This window comes from Allobosea caraganae (assembly GCF_003351345.1).
GTDB classification, from domain to species: Bacteria; Pseudomonadota; Alphaproteobacteria; order Rhizobiales; family Beijerinckiaceae; genus Allobosea; species Allobosea caraganae.
In genome coordinates this window covers 53,475-70,461 of record NZ_QQTO01000037.1, presented here as the reverse complement: position 1 = coordinate 70,461, position 16,987 = coordinate 53,475, and the positions used below count along the sequence as shown (strand labels likewise).

At 68.0% G+C, this 16,987-nt stretch carries 14 protein-coding genes; 7 read left to right on the top strand and 7 right to left on the bottom strand.

What is annotated here, in order from left to right:
* The first annotated feature begins 79 nt into the window (after positions 1 to 79).
* The 4 genes from DWF00_RS24895 to DWF00_RS24880 all read left to right on the top strand — a co-directional run bounded on the left by DWF00_RS24895 (position 80) and on the right by DWF00_RS24880 (position 5,100).
* Entirely contained in the window at positions 80 to 2,158 is a 2,079-nt protein-coding gene (locus tag DWF00_RS24895) for a 3-hydroxyacyl-CoA dehydrogenase NAD-binding domain-containing protein (RefSeq protein WP_114831598.1), read from the top strand.
* Between the two features lie 82 nt (positions 2,159 to 2,240).
* Positions 2,241 to 3,428: an acetyl-CoA C-acyltransferase gene (locus DWF00_RS24890; protein ID WP_114831599.1), complete on the top strand. Its 1,188-nt coding sequence runs from the start codon at positions 2,241 to 2,243 to the stop codon at positions 3,426 to 3,428.
* A 142-nt stretch (positions 3,429 to 3,570) separates the two neighbouring features.
* Positions 3,571 to 4,689: a DUF808 domain-containing protein gene (locus DWF00_RS24885; RefSeq protein WP_114831600.1), complete on the top strand. Its 1,119-nt coding sequence runs from the start codon at positions 3,571 to 3,573 to the stop codon at positions 4,687 to 4,689.
* A 150-nt stretch (positions 4,690 to 4,839) separates the two neighbouring features.
* Positions 4,840 to 5,100: a hypothetical protein gene (locus DWF00_RS24880; RefSeq protein WP_147283795.1), complete on the top strand. Its 261-nt coding sequence runs from the start codon at positions 4,840 to 4,842 to the stop codon at positions 5,098 to 5,100.
* Positions 5,101 to 5,149: 49 nt separating this feature from the next.
* On the opposite strand, the gene DWF00_RS24875 is transcribed toward DWF00_RS24880, so the two are convergent.
* The 3 genes from DWF00_RS24875 to DWF00_RS24865 form a co-directional block, all read right to left on the bottom strand.
* Positions 5,150 to 5,842, bottom strand: coding sequence for a nitroreductase (locus DWF00_RS24875; RefSeq protein WP_114831602.1), 693 nt, complete (start codon positions 5,840 to 5,842; stop codon positions 5,150 to 5,152).
* Positions 5,839 to 7,554, bottom strand: coding sequence for a lysine--tRNA ligase (locus DWF00_RS24870; protein ID WP_114831603.1), 1,716 nt, complete (start codon positions 7,552 to 7,554; stop codon positions 5,839 to 5,841). The genes DWF00_RS24875 and DWF00_RS24870 overlap by 4 nt, the downstream gene beginning before the upstream one ends.
* A gap of 113 nt (positions 7,555 to 7,667) precedes the next feature.
* Positions 7,668 to 8,153, bottom strand: a complete 486-nt coding sequence (locus tag DWF00_RS24865; RefSeq protein ID WP_114831604.1) for an Lrp/AsnC family transcriptional regulator — start codon at positions 8,151 to 8,153, stop codon at positions 7,668 to 7,670.
* Positions 8,154 to 8,238: 85 nt separating this feature from the next.
* On the opposite strand from DWF00_RS24865, the gene DWF00_RS24860 reads away from it, so the two are divergent.
* The 3 genes from DWF00_RS24860 to DWF00_RS24850 all read left to right on the top strand — a co-directional run bounded on the left by DWF00_RS24860 (position 8,239) and on the right by DWF00_RS24850 (position 11,204).
* Entirely contained in the window at positions 8,239 to 9,318 is a 1,080-nt protein-coding gene (locus tag DWF00_RS24860) for a pyridoxal-phosphate dependent enzyme (RefSeq protein ID WP_114831605.1), read from the top strand.
* Complete coding sequence (locus DWF00_RS24855) at positions 9,315 to 10,466, top strand: M20 aminoacylase family protein (RefSeq protein WP_114831606.1); 1,152 nt, start codon at positions 9,315 to 9,317, stop codon at positions 10,464 to 10,466. Before DWF00_RS24860 ends, DWF00_RS24855 begins: the two co-directional genes overlap by 4 nt.
* A 264-nt stretch (positions 10,467 to 10,730) precedes the next feature.
* Positions 10,731 to 11,204, top strand: a complete 474-nt coding sequence (locus DWF00_RS24850) for a bleomycin resistance protein (protein ID WP_114831607.1) — start codon at positions 10,731 to 10,733, stop codon at positions 11,202 to 11,204.
* A 76-nt stretch (positions 11,205 to 11,280) separates the two neighbouring features.
* Here the strand turns inward: DWF00_RS24850 and oxlT are convergent, their stop codons facing one another.
* From oxlT to uxaC, 4 genes are all read right to left on the bottom strand, one after another.
* Positions 11,281 to 12,609 (bottom strand): oxalate/formate MFS antiporter, encoded by a 1,329-nt coding sequence (gene oxlT, locus DWF00_RS24845; protein ID WP_114831608.1) that lies wholly within the window; start codon positions 12,607 to 12,609, stop codon positions 11,281 to 11,283.
* A 240-nt stretch (positions 12,610 to 12,849) separates the two neighbouring features.
* Positions 12,850 to 13,686, bottom strand: a complete 837-nt coding sequence (locus DWF00_RS24840; protein ID WP_114831609.1) for a transporter substrate-binding domain-containing protein — start codon at positions 13,684 to 13,686, stop codon at positions 12,850 to 12,852.
* 205 nt (positions 13,687 to 13,891) lie between these two features.
* Positions 13,892 to 15,445, bottom strand: coding sequence for a mannitol dehydrogenase family protein (locus tag DWF00_RS24835; protein WP_114831610.1), 1,554 nt, complete (start codon positions 15,443 to 15,445; stop codon positions 13,892 to 13,894).
* Between the two features lie 58 nt (positions 15,446 to 15,503).
* Entirely contained in the window at positions 15,504 to 16,907 is a 1,404-nt protein-coding gene (gene uxaC / locus DWF00_RS24830) for a glucuronate isomerase (RefSeq protein ID WP_114831611.1), read from the bottom strand.
* Positions 16,908 to 16,987: the final 80 nt, after the last annotated feature.

The following is a 16,987-nucleotide window of genomic DNA, read 5'->3' as shown; positions in this document are numbered from 1 at the left end:
CCTCGCGGCTGAGCGCCTTGACAGGATGGAGGCTGCGGCCTTCCTAGCCGGTCACTGGTTGATATCGAGGACGATGCCCATGGAGACCGTTCGGCTGTCGCAGCGCGGCGCCGTCGCGATCGCGACGATCGACAACCCGCCGGTGAACGCGCTGAGCGCCGCGCTCCGCGCCGCGCTGGTGGAGACGGTCCAGGCGATCGCGGCTGATCCGAAGGTCGAAGCGCTGGTCATCGCCGCCGCTGGCCGCGCCTTCATCGCCGGCGCCGATATCAGCGAGTTCGGCAAGCCGCCGGTCGAGCCGCTGCTGCCGGAGGTGCTGAACCTGATCGAGGCCTGCCCGAAGCCGGTCGTCGCGGCGATCCAGGGCGTGGCGCTGGGTGGCGGGCTCGAAGTCGCGCTTGCCTGCCATGCTCGGCTGGCTGCGCCTGCGGCCAAGCTCGGCCTGCCCGAAATCAAGCTCGGCATCATTCCCGGCGCCGGCGGCACGCAGCGCCTGCCGCGGCTGATCGGTGCGGCGAAGGCCTTTCCGATGATGCTTACAGGCGAGCCGATCTCGGCCGAGAAGGGCGCGGCACTTGGGCTGGTCGAGCTCGTCAGCGGCGACCTGATCGAGGCGGCTGTCGCCAAGGCGCAGGAGCTTGCGGCCCAGGGCGTGCCGGCGCGGACGAGCGAGTGGACGGACAAGCTCACGGACGCTGATCGCGAGGCGTTCGAGGCGCTGGCCAAGGATGCTACGGCCAAGTCCGGCGATATGCCCAATGCGATGGCGCTGATCGAGGCGGTGCGCGGCGCCTTCACCTTGCCCTTTCCCGAGGGCCTCGCGGCGGAACGGGCGCTGTTCGTCAGGCTGCTCGCCGACGAGCGCTCCAAGGCGCTGCGCTATGCCTTCTTCGCGGAGCGCGAGGCGACGCATGTGCCCGGCATCGATGCGGGCGTGAAGCCGCGCCCGCTGGCGCAGGCGGCAGTGATCGGCGCCGGCACGATGGGCGGCGGCATTGCCATGTGCTTCGCCAATGCCGGGATCCCGGTGACGCTGATCGAGACGACGCAGGAGCTGATCGACAAGGGCCATGCCCGCGTCCGCGACACCTATGGCTTCTCGGTCAAGCGCGGCTCGATGAGCGAGGCTGCGCGCGACGAGCGCATGGCGCTGATCACGCCCGCGGTGGGGCTCGCGGCGGCGGGCAATGCCGATATCGTGGTCGAGGCGGCGTTCGAGGAGATGGGCGTCAAGCGGCAGATCTTTGGCGAGCTCGACAAGGTGATGAAGCCGGGCGCGATCCTGGCGACCAACACCTCCTATCTCGATGTCGCAACGATCGCGGCCGCGACCGCGCGGCCTCAGGACGTCGTCGGCCTGCATTTCTTCAGCCCGGCCAACGTGATGAAGCTGCTGGAGATCGTGCGGCCGACTGGGACGGCAGGTGATGTCGTCGCGACCGCGCTCGCGCTCGGGCGCAAGCTCGGCAAGGTGCCGGTCGTGGTCGGCAACTGCTTCGGCTTCGTCGGCAACCGCATGCTGGCGCAGCGCACCCGCGCCGCCGAGCGTCTCCTGATCGCCGGCGCCCTGCCGCATGAGGTCGATGCCGCCGTGACCGGCTTCGGCTTCAAGATGGGCCCCTTCGCCATGTCCGACCTCGCCGGCGGCGATATCGGCTGGCGCACGCGCAAGTCGCTCGGCACCAAGGCCGCCGTGGCCGATGCGCTTTGCGAGGCCGGGCGCTTCGGCCAGAAGACCGGCAAGGGCTACTACCTCTATCCCGAAGGTGCGCGGACCGGGCAACGCGACCCCGAGGTCGAGGCGCTGATCGAGCGCATCTCAGCCGAAAAAGGCGTGACGCGACGCTCGTTCACCTCGGACGAGATCGTGGCGCGGCTGATGGACCCGATGGTCAACGAGGGTGCTGGTATCCTCGAAGAGGGCATCGCGGCCAGGCCGGGCGATATCGATACGGTCTGGCTCAACGGCTACAATTGGCCGGCCTGGCGCGGCGGGCCGATGCATTGGGCCGATACGGTCGGGCTCGACGTCATCGTGAAACGGCTGGAGGCGCAGGCGGCCGAGAGTGGCGATGCCACGCTCCAACCCGCGCCGCTCTTGCGCCGGCTCGCGGCCGAAGGCAAAGGCTTCGCCGACCTCAAAGCCAGGGCCGCATAAGCGGCATCGCCTGTTCCTTCGGGGCGGGCCGGTTTATATATGATATCTGACATTCAATAAGCTGCCGCAGGGACAAGCGCTCATGACCGAAGCCGTCATCGTCTCCACCGCCCGCACGCCGATCGGCAAAGCTCATCGCGGCGCCTTCAACCAGACGCGCGGCGCCGATCTCGCCGCCCATGCGATCAGGGCGGCCTATGAGCGGATCAAGCTCGACCCGGCCGAGATCGAGGAGGTCGTGCTCGGCTGCGGCTATCCGGAGGCGGCGACGGGCGGCAATGTCGCGCGCCATTCGGCGCTGGTGGCGGGGCTGCCGGTCGGGTCCGCCGGCGTCACGGTCAGCCGCTTCTGCGCCTCGGGCCTGGAGGCGATCGCGCACGCGGCGCGGCGCGTGGCGATGGACGGCGTGCCGGTCGCGGTCGGCGGCGGCGTCGAGTCGATCAGCCTGGTGCAGCCGGTGGTGCGGCGCGACCTGACCCAGAACGACTGGCTGATGCAGCACAAGCCGTCGATCTACACGAGCATGATCGAGACCGCCGACAACGTCGCCGAGCGCTACGGCATCTCGCGCGAGGCGCAGGACGAATTCTCGCTGGAGAGCCAGCGGCGCACGGCCTCGGCGCAGCAGCGCCGGCTGTTCGACGACGAGATCGTGCCGATGAGCGCGGTCATGGCCGTCACCGACAAGGTGACCGGCGAGACGCGGCAGGAGCAGGTCACACTCGCCAGGGACGAAGGCAATCGGCCCGACACCACGCTGGAGGCGCTGCTCAAGCTCAAGCCGGTACGCGGCGAGGACAAGTTCATCACCGCCGGCAATGCCAGCCAGCTCTCGGACGGCGCTGCGGCCTGCGTGGTGATGGCGGCGGACGAGGCGGCCAGGCGCGGCCTTTCGCCGCTCGGCACCTTCCGCGGCTTCGCGGCGGCGGGCTGCGAGCCGGACGAGATGGGCATTGGCCCGGTCTTCGCCGTGCCGCGGCTGCTTCAGCGCAACGGCCTCACGGTCGCAGACATCGACCTCTGGGAGCTGAACGAGGCCTTTGCCTCGCAGTCGCTCTATTGCCGCGACACGCTCGGCATCGACCCCGAGAAGGTCAACGTCAATGGCGGCGCGATCGCGATCGGCCATCCGTTCGGCATGAGCGGGGCGCGGCTCGTCGGCCATGCGCTGCTGGAGGGCCGCCGCCGCAAGGCGCGCTATGCGGTCGTCACCATGTGCGTCGCCGGCGGCATGGGCTGCGCCGGGCTGTTCGAGATCAATCAGGGATAGTTTCCGGCCTCGCGACGGCTGACGTCGTGCCGTTGCCGCGCCGCAATCATGCGGCGTGGTGCCGGCTGGCTTTGCCTGTCATCTGCTGGCAACCTGCGCCCGCTTTGCTGAGGCGGTTCGATCCCAGCCAGGAGGTGCGTTCGTGAGTTCCGGTCTGTTTGCTCTGCTTGACGACATTGCGGCCCTCGCCAAGGTGGCGGCGGCTTCGCTCGACGATGCCGCTGCGCAAGCCACGAAGGCCGGGGCCAAGGCGGCCGGCATCGTCATCGACGATGCCGCGGTGACGCCGCGCTATGCCGTCGGCTTCGCGGCGGAGCGGGAACTGCCGATCATCGGCCGGATCGCGCTCGGCTCGCTCAAGAACAAGCTGCTCTTCCTGCTGCCGGGCTCGCTCGCCCTGACCCTGATCGCGCCCTGGGCGATCACGCCGCTCCTGATGATCGGCGGCGTCTACCTCTGCTACGAGGGCGCCGAGAAGGTGCTGGAGCGCTTCCTGCCGCATCACGAGCACCATGACGAGGACGCGCCTGGCCTCGCCGACGATCCGAAGGCGCTGGAGGAGGAGAAGATCTCGGGCGCCGTGAAGACCGACTTCATCCTCTCGGCCGAGATCATGGCGATCACGCTCGCCAGCGTCTCGGCCTCGTCGTTCTGGACGCAGGCCCTGGTGCTCGCCATCGTCGGCATCGGCATGACCGCCTTCGTCTATGGCATCGTCGCGCTGATCGTGAAGGCCGACGATGCCGGCGTCGCGCTCGCCAATAACGAGCGGCCGATGACGACCTTCTTCTATCTTGGCCGCAGCAAGGCGCTGGCCGCGCTCGGCGCCGATCCGCGCAGCCTGGACCGGATGCTCAGCCCGCTGACCAAGCTGTTCGGGCGCGGGCTCGTGGCCGGCATGCCGCCCTTCCTCACCATCCTGAGCGGAGTTGGCACTGCCGCGATGCTCTGGGTCGGCGGCGGCATCATCATCCACGGTTTCGAGGGCTATGGCTTCGGCTGGCTCGGCCACCTGATCCATGACTGGGCGGTCGCGGTCGGCCATGCGGTGTCGCTACTGAGCGGGCTGGTCGAGTGGCTGGTGACGGCGGCGCTCTCGGCGGTGGTTGGGCTCGCGGTCGGCGCGGCGACGATCCTGGTGCTGCATTACGGCGTCTCGCCGGTGCTGAAGCTGTTCAGGAAGAGCGCGCCGGCGGCGCTGGGGATTGGCGCTGTGCTGCACGGGCACGAATTGGAGCAGCAGGTCCGCCTGCTGCTCTGAAGTATTCCGCAGCTTGAGAGAACAACGCGTCGTCATCCCGGATTCCGCGCCCGACGTGGATTGTCCGGGCAGCGCATTGTCTACTGCCGCTCCGTAGCGAAAGCTGCTTATCTAGTTATCTTGACCCATGAGCGTGCAAAGGGGGCGAGCTTGTCAGCGATCGACAGAGAAACGGCCGTCGAATTCGACAAGAGGATTAATCTCGCGCTGCGATACCTATTTCTCGCAGGGAACGAAGTGAGAGGCCACATCGAGCGCGAACAATCCAAAGCATTAGACCGAGCGCTGGGACGCGCATGCGCAGAGCTCGATAGTGGCGTGCTGGAATTGATCTACCGCGCTCACCCTGATTTGAGGCCGGACTTCCTGGGTGGCACAAGAAGATCGGACGAGTTCGAGAACGGCGAGTAAGCGTTCGCTTTCGACCCGTTGGCGACCCATCGATTCGTTGGTTTAGAACCTAGTCCAGCCAGGTCGTGAAGCTCTCGACCGGCTCGCGCTCCGGCACGAGCCGGTTGGCCGGCGCGCTCCAATCGGCATGGCCGAGCGCGATGCCGCAGACGACGATCTCTTCCTCCGGAATCGCCAGAACCTCGCGCACCACCGGGTGGAACTGGGCGAAGATCGCCTGCGGGCAGCTGTCGAGCCCGTGGCCCTGCGCCGCGATCAGCAGGTTCTGCAGGAACATGCCGAGATCGAGCCAGGAGCCGATCTCGAGCGAGCGGTCGATCGTCACCATCAGCGCGACCGGCGCGCCGAAGAAACGCAGGTTATAGGCGACATGGCGCCTGGCGCCTTCGCGATCGCCCTTCACGACGCCGAGCAGGCCGTAAAGGTCCCAGCCGACCTTGCGACGGCGCGAGAGATAAGGCTCGGCGAAGGTCTTTGGATAGTAGCGGTACTCTTCCTCCGGCTTGAACTCCGGATCGTCGAGTGCCTCGATCAGCGCGCTCTCCAGCCGCTCGCGGCTCTGCGGTCCCAGCACGCGCACCTTCCAGGGCTGCATGTTGGTGCCGCTTGGCGCCTGGGCGGCAAGCTCCAGCAGGCGCCGGACCAGCGCCGGATCGACCGGATCGGGCAGGAAGGCGCGCACGGCGCGGCGGCTGCGGATGGCCTGTTCGACCGCCTCCGCCGCCGGCGCCTGATCGCTCATGCGTCGACCGGCTCGCGGGCGGCGAGGAAGGCCTCGTGCTCGCTGATCAGCTCGCCGTCCAGCGCCTTGGCGATCAGCTTGCGGGTGTTGGCGATGCCGTAGATCGCGGCGAAGGAGCCGAAGCGCGGGCCTTGGTCCTCGCCGAACAGGACCTGGTAGATCGCCTTCCACCACTCGCCGGTGACGCCGGGACGCTCGGGCGTCGCGTTCTTCGCCGTCAGGTTCTGGTAGCGCGGAATGGCACGGGCGACGTCGAGCGCCGTGTCCTGAACCATCTCGGGCGTCGCGCCGGCCGGCAACGCGGCAAGCGCAGCGTCGAGGGCGGCGAAGGCGGCGCGCTCGACCTCGTCGGGCGCGCGGTAGGTCTTGGCCGGCTTCACGAAGTCGCGGAAATAGGCGATGGCGTAGCCGACCAGCGCGTCGAGGCGCGGATGGGTCGCCGGCGAGATGCCGGGCGCGTAGCGCTGCAGGAAGCCCCAGAGCACGGACTTGTCCTCGGAATTCGCCACGGCGACGAGGTTCATCAGCAGGCCGAAGGTAACTTGTGTCCTGGCGGCGTTGTCGCCCTCGCCGGTGGCGATCACCTCCGGCTGCGGCGGCTCGCCGTCATGAATGTGCCAGACCGGGTTGCCGAGGCGGTTCTTCCAGTCCTGGCGCTCGTAGCCGCCGAGGAATTGCAGGTACTCGTCGATGGCGCGCGGGATGACGTCGAAATGCAGCTTCTTGGCCTCGCGCGGCCGCGAGAACATGTAGAGCGCCAGGCTCTCCGGCGGGCCGTAGGACAGCCAGTCCTCGATGGTCAGGCCGTTGCCCTTCGACTTCGAGATCTTCTGGCCCTGCTCGTCGAGGAAGAGCTCGTAGTTGAAGCCCTCCGGCGGCTGGGCATCGAGCGCGCGCGCGATCGCCGAGGAGACCTTGACGGAGTCGATCAGGTCCTTGCCGGCCATCTCGTAGTCGATGCCGAGCGCGACCCAGCGCATCGCCCAGTCGGGCTTCCATTGCAGCTTGACGTTGCCGCCGGTGACCGGCGTCTCGAAGCGCTCGCCAGTGTCGGGATCGCTCCAGGTGATCGTGCCCTTCTCGACGTCGCGCCCCTCGAGCGGCACCTGCATGACGATGCGCGTTCTGGGGTGGATCGGCAGGAAGGGCGAATAGGTCGCGGCCCGCTCCTCGCGCAGCGTCGGCAGCATGATCTTCATCACCGCATCGTAGCGGGCGAGGACCTTGAGCAGGGTCGCGTCGAACTCGCCGGCGCGGTAGCTGTCGGTCGAGGACTTGAACTCGTAGTCGAAGCCGAACTGGTCGAGGAAGGCGCGCAGGCGGGCGTTATTATGCCGGCCGAACGAGTCATGCGTGCCGAACGGGTCCGGCACCTCGGTCAGCGGCTGGCCAAGGTGCTTTTGCAGCAGCGCCTTGTTCGGGACGTTGTCGGGCACCTTGCGCAGCCCGTCGAGATCGTCCGAGAAGGCGATCAGCCGGGTCGGGATGGCGTCGCCGGTCAGCACGCGAAACGCGTGGCGGACCATCGAGGTGCGCGCGACCTCGCCGAAGGTGCCGATATGCGGCAAGCCGGAGGGGCCGTAGCCGGTCTCGAACAGGACCTCCTTCTTTCCCGATTTCTCGATCCGGGCCACGAGCTTGCGTGCTTCCTCGAACGGCCAGGCGGCCGAACGCTGGGCGGCGTCCACGAGCGCGGGATCGAAAGCGGGCATTTGACTACAGGTCCTCGGGGGTTACGCAAGAATTGGAGGATCGGCTTTCGCAGATCGGCACTACCTGCGTCAATCTTGGCGAGGGATGAGGCAGGATTGCGTTGGGAGCAGCATCACGCCATCGCCGCCAGCGGCCTGGCATCGGCCGGGCCGACGATCTCGCGCATCGCCACGATGGTGCGAAAGGCCTTCACGTTAGGATCGTCGTGAAAAACCTCGCGGGCGAAGCGGTCATAGGCCTCCATGTCCGGCAGCTGCAGCAGCAGGACGAAATCGGTTTCTCCGGTGACGTACCAGGCCTGCCGGACCTCGGGACGCGAGCGGGTCTTGCGGATGAAGGCGTCGAGCTCGGCGGCGCTTTCGCGCTCCAGCGAGACCAGCACGTGCAAGGTCAGCGGCAGGCCGAGCGCGGCGGGGCGCACCACCGCCTTGTCGGCGATAATCACGCCCTCAGCGCGCAGCCGGCGCAGGCGCCGCAGCACGGCGCTCTCGGAGAGGCCGACCTGCTCGGCCAGCAGCCGGGCCGGCGTCTGGTTGTCCTGCTGGACCAGCGCGAGCAGGGCGTGGTCGAAGCGATCGAGTGCGGCGGTTTTCGTCATCGTTTGCGATCATATGACGGAAACAAGCGGGCAGGCGATCGAAATAGGCGTCAACCGGCAGGCGATCTGAGGCACGCTTTGCCTCATGTCGATGGTCTCCCAACCCAATGATTCTCCCGAGCGGATCGCCGCGCTGCTGCTGCGGCTGTCGCCGCTCTACGCGCAGACGCCGCTGCTCGAATTGCCTAAGCTCGCGAGCGAGTTCGGCGTTGCGCAGGTGCTGGTCAAGAACGAGGCGCAGCGGGCGCTCGGCAGCTTCAAGTCGCTCGGCGGCACCTATGCCGGTTTGATGGCGCTGGCGCGCGCGACCGGCGTGAGCGTCGACGACTTGCTCGATCCGACACAGCGGGGCCGGGCGCTGTCGGCGCTGATCACCGCCAGCGCCGGCAATCACGGCCTTGCGGTCGCTGCGGCGGCGAAATTCGCCGGTGGGCCGGCGCGGATCTATCTCTATCCCGGCGTGCCGAAGGCGAGGGTCCGGCGCATCGAGGCTGAGGGTGCCGAGATCGTCTGGGTCGAGGGTACCTATGACGATGCGGTTGACCAAGCTGCCGCCGCGGCGAGGGCCGGCGAGGGCATTCTGGTCGCGGATACCTCCGCCGATCCCGATGACCAGCCGGTTGCCGATATCGTGGCGGGCTATGGCGTGATGGCTGCCGAAATCCGGCGGCAGGTCGAGGCTGGTGGCTCCCTGCGGCCGACGCATCTGTTCATTCAGGCGGGTGTGGGCGGCCTTGCCGCGGCGATGGCTGCCGGGCTCTCGGACTGGCTGGCGGCGCCGGCGAAAATCGTGGTGGTCGAGCCTACCGAAGCGCCCTGCGTCGCGGCGGCGTTTGCGGAAGGCGCTGTCGTCAGGATTGCCGGAAAGCTCGATACCTCGGCCGGGATGCTGGCTTGCGGCGAGGCGAGTGCGCCGGCCCTGCGGCAGCTTCAGGCGGTTGGGGCAGAGGCGATCGATGTTTCGGAGGTTGCGCTTGCCGAAGCCGTCGCGCAACTCGCCATGGCCGGAGGCCCGGCGACAACGACGTCCGGTGCAACCGGCCTTGCAGGGCTGATGATTGCCGCCTGTTCGCCCGAGCTTCGGCAGCGGCTCGGGCTGACATCTGAGAGCCGCGTCCTGATCATCGTGAGCGAGACGGCGCTGGAGACTGGAGGAAGCCAATGAATCTCGACGCCCTGCACGAAGAAATGCGCCAGTGGCGCCGGCATCTCCACGCCAACCCCGAATTCGGCTTCGAGGAGAAAGAGACCGCAGCCTTCGTCGCGGCGAAGCTGCGCGAATTCGGGCTGGAGGTGGCGGAGGGCGTTGGCAGCACCGGCGTTGTCGGCACGTTGAAGCGCGGCAGCAGCAACCGCGCCATCGCGCTGCGGGCCGACATGGATGCGCTGCGCATCGCCGAGCAGGGCGAGCTGCCCTATCGCTCGCGCAACCCCGGCGTGATGCATGCCTGCGGTCATGACGGCCATACCGCGATGCTGCTCGGCGCGGCCAGACTGCTCGCTGAGGAGGGTGGCTTCGACGGCACCGTGCGCTTCCTGTTCCAGCCGGCCGAGGAATGGGGCCGGGGCGCGCTCGCGATGTTGGATGATGGGCTGATGCAGCGCTTTCCCTTCGACGAGATCTATGGCCTGCACAACATGCCGGGCGTGCCGGTCGGGCATTTCGAGACCGCGCCGGGCCAGTTCATGTCGGCGGAGGATAATTTCGAGATCGCGCTGCAGGGCCTCGGCGGCCATGCCGCACGACCGCAGGCGACGCGCGAGGTGCTGGTCGCGGCCTGCGCGCTGGTGATGGACCTGCAGACCATCGTGGCCCGGCGGATCAGCCCGACAGACATCGCCGTGGTCTCGGTGACGGAGCTGCTCACCGACGGCACGCGCAACGCCCTGCCGGGCATGGCGCGGGTGCTGGGCGATTGCCGCAGCTTCAAGGCCGAGGTCAGCGCCGAGATCGAGCGGCAGATGCGGCTCATCGCCGAGGGCGTGGCGCTGAGCTATCAGTGCGCGGCCGAGGTGACCTACACGCGCGAATTCGTGCCGCTGGTGAACGATGCCGAGCTGACGCGCCATGCGCTCGCGGCCGCGGCCAAGGTGTTTCCGCCCGAGGCGATCCGGGCCGAGCGTGAGCCGGTGACGGCGTCGGAGGACTTCGCTCGCTTCCTCGACCATGTGCCGGGCTGCTTCGTCTATATCGGCAATGGCGAGCATTCGATGCCGCTGCACAATTCCAGCTTCGACTTCAACGACGCGGCCCTGCCGCATGGCATGGGCTTCCATGCAGCGATCGTGCGCGAGCGGCTGCCGGCCGGTTAGCGACGCCCCGGTCGCGTCGTCCCGCCAAGTCTGGCCTCTCCCGTCATGGTCGGGCTTGTCCCGACCCATCCACGTCTTCGCTGATGACAGCCGTTCAAGATGTGGATGCTCGCCACAAGGGCGAGCATGACGGAGTGGGGCGGTGCTCTTAGACGGAACCCAGCCCTCCGTTTCGCCGGGAGTTTGGGTTAGCTGTGGCTGCGCCGCCCTAGGCGGTCGGCGCGTGAGCCCCTATCAGGCAGGTCCAATGTCGGGAGCCATGCCATGTCGACCTCCGCCGAGAGAAACAGCTCCTCCAGCCGCGGCTCGCTGCCGGAAGGCGGCTTCAATGCGCTGGTGCCAGAGCTGGACGTCACCGATATCGACGCGAGCGTCGCCTTCTGGTGCGAGCGGCTCGGCTTCGAGATCGCCTATGACCGGCCGGCGGCGAAATTCGCCTATCTCCAGCGCGAGCGGGCGCAGGTCATGCTCTGCCAGATCAACGGCCATTGGGAGGTCGCGCCGCTGGAGCGACCCTTCGGGCGCGGCATCAACTTCCAGTTCAAGGCGACGAGCCTTCAACCGATCCTCGCGGCGCTGGCCGAGATCGGCTGGCCACTCTACCGCGAGCCCTATGAGGCCTGGTACCGGACCGGGGCGGATCGCGAAGGCGGCTCGCGCGAATTCCTGGTGCAGGACCCGGATGGCTATCTGCTGCGCTTCGCCGAGGACATTGGCGAGCGCGATGTCGGCGCCTGAATGACAAGCGCCTCCGGCGCGTTGGCGTCGGAGGCGCGAGGTAGGCGGCAGGCAGAGGGTTGTCCGTGGGCGCGCCTTATTCGGCGGGAACGCCGTGGTGGCTCGGCGCGACGACTTGCGTCTCGCGCTGGGCTCTTGCGACGACGCTGCGGCGCCAGGGCTTGAGCACGAGGATGGCGAGGAGCGAGGCGGCGATATTGGCGCCGGCCGCGATCAGGAAGACGCCGTCCCAGGAATGCTCGGCTTCCTGCAGGTAGTTCGCCAGCGGCACCAGCAGCGCGGCCGTGCCCTTGGCGGTGTAGAGCAGGCCGGCATTGGTCGCGGCGAACTTGGAGCCGAAGGTGTCGGTGCAGGTCGCCGGGAAGAGCGAGTAGATCTCGCCCCAGGCGAAGAAGACGCAGCCCGAGAGCAGCACGAACCAGAACGGATCGGAGCCCCAGAGGTAGAGCAGGAAGATGCCGAGGCCTTCGAGGCCGAAGGCGATGAACATCGTGTGCTCGCGGCCGATCTTGTCGGAGACCCAGCCGAAGAAGGGGCGGGTCAGGCCGTTCAGGATGCGGTCGAGGGTCGCGGCGAAGGTCACGGTGGTCATCGTGAGGCCGACCATGGTGACGCTGATGGTGTCGATGTGGAGGTCGGTGGCGATCGGCTTGAGGTTGGCGGTGATCATCAGGCCGCCGGCGCCGACGGCGACGAACATGGCGTACATCAGCCAGAAGATCGGCTGGCGCAGCACCTCGCCCGGAGCATAGTCGCGCCGGCTCTGCACGTTGGCGGTGCTGCTGGCGGGCGGAGGGACCTGACCGCGCTTCGGCGCAAGCAGGAACACCGCCATGGCGCAGATGATCACGGCCTGGCCGATGCCGAAATTGATGAAGGCAGCCTGATAGCCCGAGTTTGCGATCATCGACTGGATCGGGGCGACGGTGAGCGCAGAGCCTGCGCCGAAGCCCGCCGCGGTGATGCCGGCGGCGAGGCCGCGCTTGTCGGGGAACCATTTCAGCGCGTTGGCGACGCAGGTGCCGTAGACCGCGCCGGCGCCGATGCCGGCGATGATCTGGCCGACATAGAGCATGTTGAGCGATCTGGCGTAGCCGTTGAGCAGCCAGCCGGCGCCGCAGAGCAGGCCGCCGAAGATCACCACCAGCCGGGGGCCGTACTGATCGACGAACCAGCCCTCGATCGGGACCAGCCAGGTCTCGAACAGGACGAACAGCGTGAAGGCCCATTGGATCGCGGCGCGGTCCCAGCCGAACTTCTGCTGGATGTCGGGGACGAAGAAGGTCCAGCCGTACTGGAGGTTGGCGATCATCACCATGCAGATGACGCCGACGAGCAATTGCGTCCAACGATAGGCATCGCTGACGCGTTGGCCGGGTTCCCCGGCCTCGAGCGCTGTGGTCATTTCCTATCCCTACACGTTCTATCGCGGTTTTTAGTCGCCCCGCTTAAGTCCATGTTGGTATATGTTATGCCAGTTGACAACGCAGAAAAGCCAATAATTTCAACACGTTTTCTAGCGCAACAATCACGTAATAGTGTTCGTTCCGCCAACCTGCGGTTGCCAGTGTGGCAGCGTCTTACGACTTTCGATCCATCGCCGCAGACGTCGAAGCGCCGCTCTCAGCATGGGACCGGAAGCGCGTTAGAACGGGCTCACCGGGAAGAAGCGCAGGTAGAGCCGCGCATAGGTGCCGTCGTCCCAGAGGGTCTGGAGGGCGTAGTCGATCGAGCGCACCAGCGCGGCGTCGTCCTTGCGCATCAGGAAGCTGACGCCCTCGCCGAAATAGCGGCTTTCGAGATAGGGACCGCCGCTGAAGGCGAGTTCATTGCCGCTGCGGCCGGCGAGCAGCAGCGACAGCGCGACGCCGTCGCCGAAGACATATTCCGCGTCGCCGCTGCGCAGGGCCGCGACGGCCGCGTTGAGGTCCGGCACTTCGCGGCGCTGCACGAAGGGCATCAGCCGCTCGAGGAAGGCCTGATGCGCGCTGCTGCCGACCACCGCGACGCGCTTGCCGCGCAGGGCGGCGCCGTCCAGATCGGCGCGGGCATTGCCGCGCGTGGTGACGAAGCGGGCGGGCGAGCGGAAATAGAGATGGCTGGCGGCGAAGCGGGTGCGGATCTGCGGCGACACGCTCATCGCGGCCGCCAGCACGTCGCCGCGCGCCTCGGCGAGCGAATCGAGCAGCGTGTCGAAGCGGCGGGCCTGGACCGTGCAGGTCCACATCAGCTTCTCGCAGACCGCCCGCGCCAACTCGACCGAAAACCCGGTCAGCGTGCCGTCGGGTCCGGCGAAGTGCAGCGGCGGGTAGTCGTCATCGGTGAGGAAGCGCACGACGCGCGGCGGGCCGGCTTCCGGCTTGTCGAGCCGGATGCGCGGGTCCCAGAAATTCGGGACGGCGACGGAGGATTGGGCCGCGGCTGCGTTGGCCAGGACAATGCCAAGGCAGAATGTACCGACAAGGAAGGCGAGGCGCTTCATGGCCGCATCTGGCGGGAGAGGCCCTGCATGATCAAGAGGTTTCGCGCGGGGAACCCTCTCCCGGAGGGAGAGGGCAGGGTGAGGGGTAGGCCCCTTGACCAGCAAAGTGGAAAGCTAACCGCAGCCGGGTTCAGGCCAACGATGTCTGGCCGACACCTCACCCCTGCCCCTCTCCTTACAGGAGAGGGGTTCCCCGCGCTCTACCTCAACCCCGCACGGCCGCTGCCGTTGCCTTGGCGCCCTTGGCGAACAGGCTGTCGAGCTGGCGGGCGACGGCCGAGGTGAAGGCCGCCTCGCGCGGCAGGTCGGTGCCGAAGATCGCCTCGATGCCGATCAGGCCCTGGCTCAGCGCCTGGGCGTTGCGGCCGGCGGAGGCCGAGATGCGGGCGAACTCGGCCGCGAGCGGGTCGCGCACGTCGATCGTGGCGCCCGTCTCGTCTGTGCCGGTGACGTAGCGCATCCAGGCGGCGACGGCGAGCGCGAGATGGTCGATCGGGGCGCCGGCCTTGAGCCGGTCGCGGATGGTGCCGAGCAGGCGCTGCGGCAGCTTTTGCGAGCCGTCCATGGCGATCTGCCAGGTGCGGTGGCGGATCGCCGGATTGCGGAAGCGGGCGAGCAGCGCGCGGCCGTATTCGGCCAGGTCGACGCCCTCGGGCGCCGGCACGGTCGGGATGACCTCGGCCCAGAGGCCCTCGAGCACGCGGGCGAGGACCGGGTCGGCGCTGGCCTGCGCCACCGTCTCATGGCCGGCGAGGTAGCCGAGATAGGCAAGGCAGGAATGGGCGCCGTTGAGCATGCGCAGCTTCATGAACTCGAAGGGCGCGACCTCCGAGACCATCTGCGCGCCCGCGACCTGCCAGTCCGGCCGGCCGGAGACGAAGACGTCCTGGATCGCCCATTGCCGGAAGGGCTCGCCGATGACCGGGGCGGCATCCTCCGCGCCGAGCAGGGCGGCGACCTCGGCGATATCGGCATCGGTGGTGGCGGGCACGATGCGGTCGACCATCGTCGCCGGGAAGGCGCCGTTGGCCTGGATCCAGGCGGCGAGCTTGTCGTCGCGGAGCGCCGCGAAGTCGCGGACGAGCCCGGCCAGGACCTTGCCGTTATGCGGGAGGTTGTCGCAGCTCATTGCCGTGAAGGGCGCGAGCCCCTCGGCCATGCGGACGCGCAGGGCGGCGACGAGCAGGCCGACGGCCGAGCGCGGCGCATTGGGATGCTCGAGGTCGTGGACGATGTCCGGATGGCTCTCCTTGAGCTTGCCGGTCGCCGGATCGTGGCAATAGCCCTTTTCGGTCACGGTCAGCGAGACGATCCTGGTCTCGGCGGCGGCGAGCCGGGCGATCAGGGCCGCAGGGCTTTCCGGCGCGACGAGCACGTCCAGCACCGAGCCGATGACGCGCAGTTCCGGGCCTTCGGGCGCGCGCTTCAGGAAGGTGTAGAGCCCATCCTGGGGCTTCAGCCTGTCGCGCTGGTCGGGCCGCTGCAGGCTGGCGCCGACGATGCCCCAGGCGCCGAACGCGTGCTCCAGCGCGTCGTCGGTGTACTCGGCGAGATGGGCGCGGGCGAAGGCGCCGAGGCCGAGATGGACGATGCCGGGCTTCAGCGCGGCGCGGTCATAGCCGGGGCGGCGGACAGAGGCGGGCAGGCCGGCGAGGCTCTTGGAGGACAATCTGGTCACGGGCACACGCTCGGCGAGAGAGGGACGGCCGGGGACATAGGCCACCGGCAGGAAAGCGGCAATGCCGGCCGGAGCCGGCATCGTTGGGCGGTGGCATCATCGTCATTGCCGCGCTGAGCGCGCAATGACGAGGCGAAACTCATAGGCGATAGGCTTCCTTGGCCAGGCGATAGGCGAGATCGTAGGCGACCTCGGCCGCCTCGTCCTCGTCGAGCCGGTGCTCGGCGACGAGCTTGGCGAGGTAGGCGCAGTCGCAGCGGCGGGCGACGTCGTGGCGGGCCGGGATCGAGAGATAGGCGCGGGTGTCGTCGTTGAAGCCGACCGTGTTGTAGAAGCCGGCCGTCTCGGTCGTCAGCTCGCGGAAGCGCAGCATCGCTTCGGGGGCGTCGAGGAACCACCAGCCCGGCCCGAGCCTGAGCGCGGGGTAATGGCCGGCGAGCGGGGCGAGCTCGCGCGAATAGCTGGTCTCGTCGAGCGTGAAGGCGATCACGGTCAGGTTCGGCTCGTTGCCGACAGCGTCGAGCAGCGGCTTCAGGGCCGAGACATAGTCGGTCTGACGCGGGATGTCGGAGCCCATGTCGCGGCCGAAGGTCTCGAACAGATAGGGGTTGTGGTTGCGGCTGGAGCCGGGATGGATCTGCAGCACGAGCCCGTCGTCGAGGCTCATCTTGGCCATCTCGGTCAGCATCTGGCCGCGGAAGAGGTCGGCCTCCTCGGCCGAGAACTTGCCCTTCAGGATCTTGGCGAAGAGCTTTTCGCATTCGGCCTGGGTGAGATTGGCCGTGCGGGCGGTGGGGTGGCCGTGGTCGGAGGAGGTCGCGCCGCGCTCGATGAAATAGGCCCGGCGCTGGCGGTGGGCGGCGAGATAGCCGGTCCAGGTCGCAACATCCTCGCCGGTCAGATCGCCGAACTGCTCGAGATTGCCGGCGAAGCCCTCGAACTCGGGGTCGAGCACGCTGTCGGGCCTGTAGGCGGTGACGACCTTCCCGGTCCAGCCGGAGGAGCGCATCATGTCGTGCCATTTCAGGTCGTCGAGCGCGCCCTCGGTGGTCGAGATCGCCTCGATCTTGAAGTGCTCGAACAGCGCGCGCGGGCGCAGCTCCGGCGTCTCCAGCTTCTCGGCGATACGGTCGTAGATCTTGTCGGCGTTCTCGGGCGAGAGCCGCTCGTTGATGCCGAAAACGTTCGAGAGCGCGTGCTCGAACCAGAGCCGGGTCGGCGTGCCGCGGAACAGGTACCAGTGCTTGGCGAAGAGCCGCCAGATCGCGCGCGGATCGCTTTCGACCTCGGCGCCGTCCTTGCGGGGAATGCCGAGCTGCTCAAGCCTGATGCCCTGCGAGTAGAGCATGCGGAAGATGTAGTGGTCCGGCTTGACCAGCAGCGTCGCCGGATCGGGAAAGGCCTTGTCCTCGGCATACCAGCGCGGGTCGGTGTGGCCGTGCGGCGAGATGATCGGCAGGTCGCGGGTGGTGGCGTAGAGCCGGCGGGCGATGCCGCGCGTCACCGGGTCCGCGGGGAAGAGGCGATCATCGTGGAGCAGCATCGGATTCAGGTCCCGATCAAAGGATGGCCGGCCCGGGGCCGGCAGACAGGCTGATCAATATACTAATATACTAGTAAGGC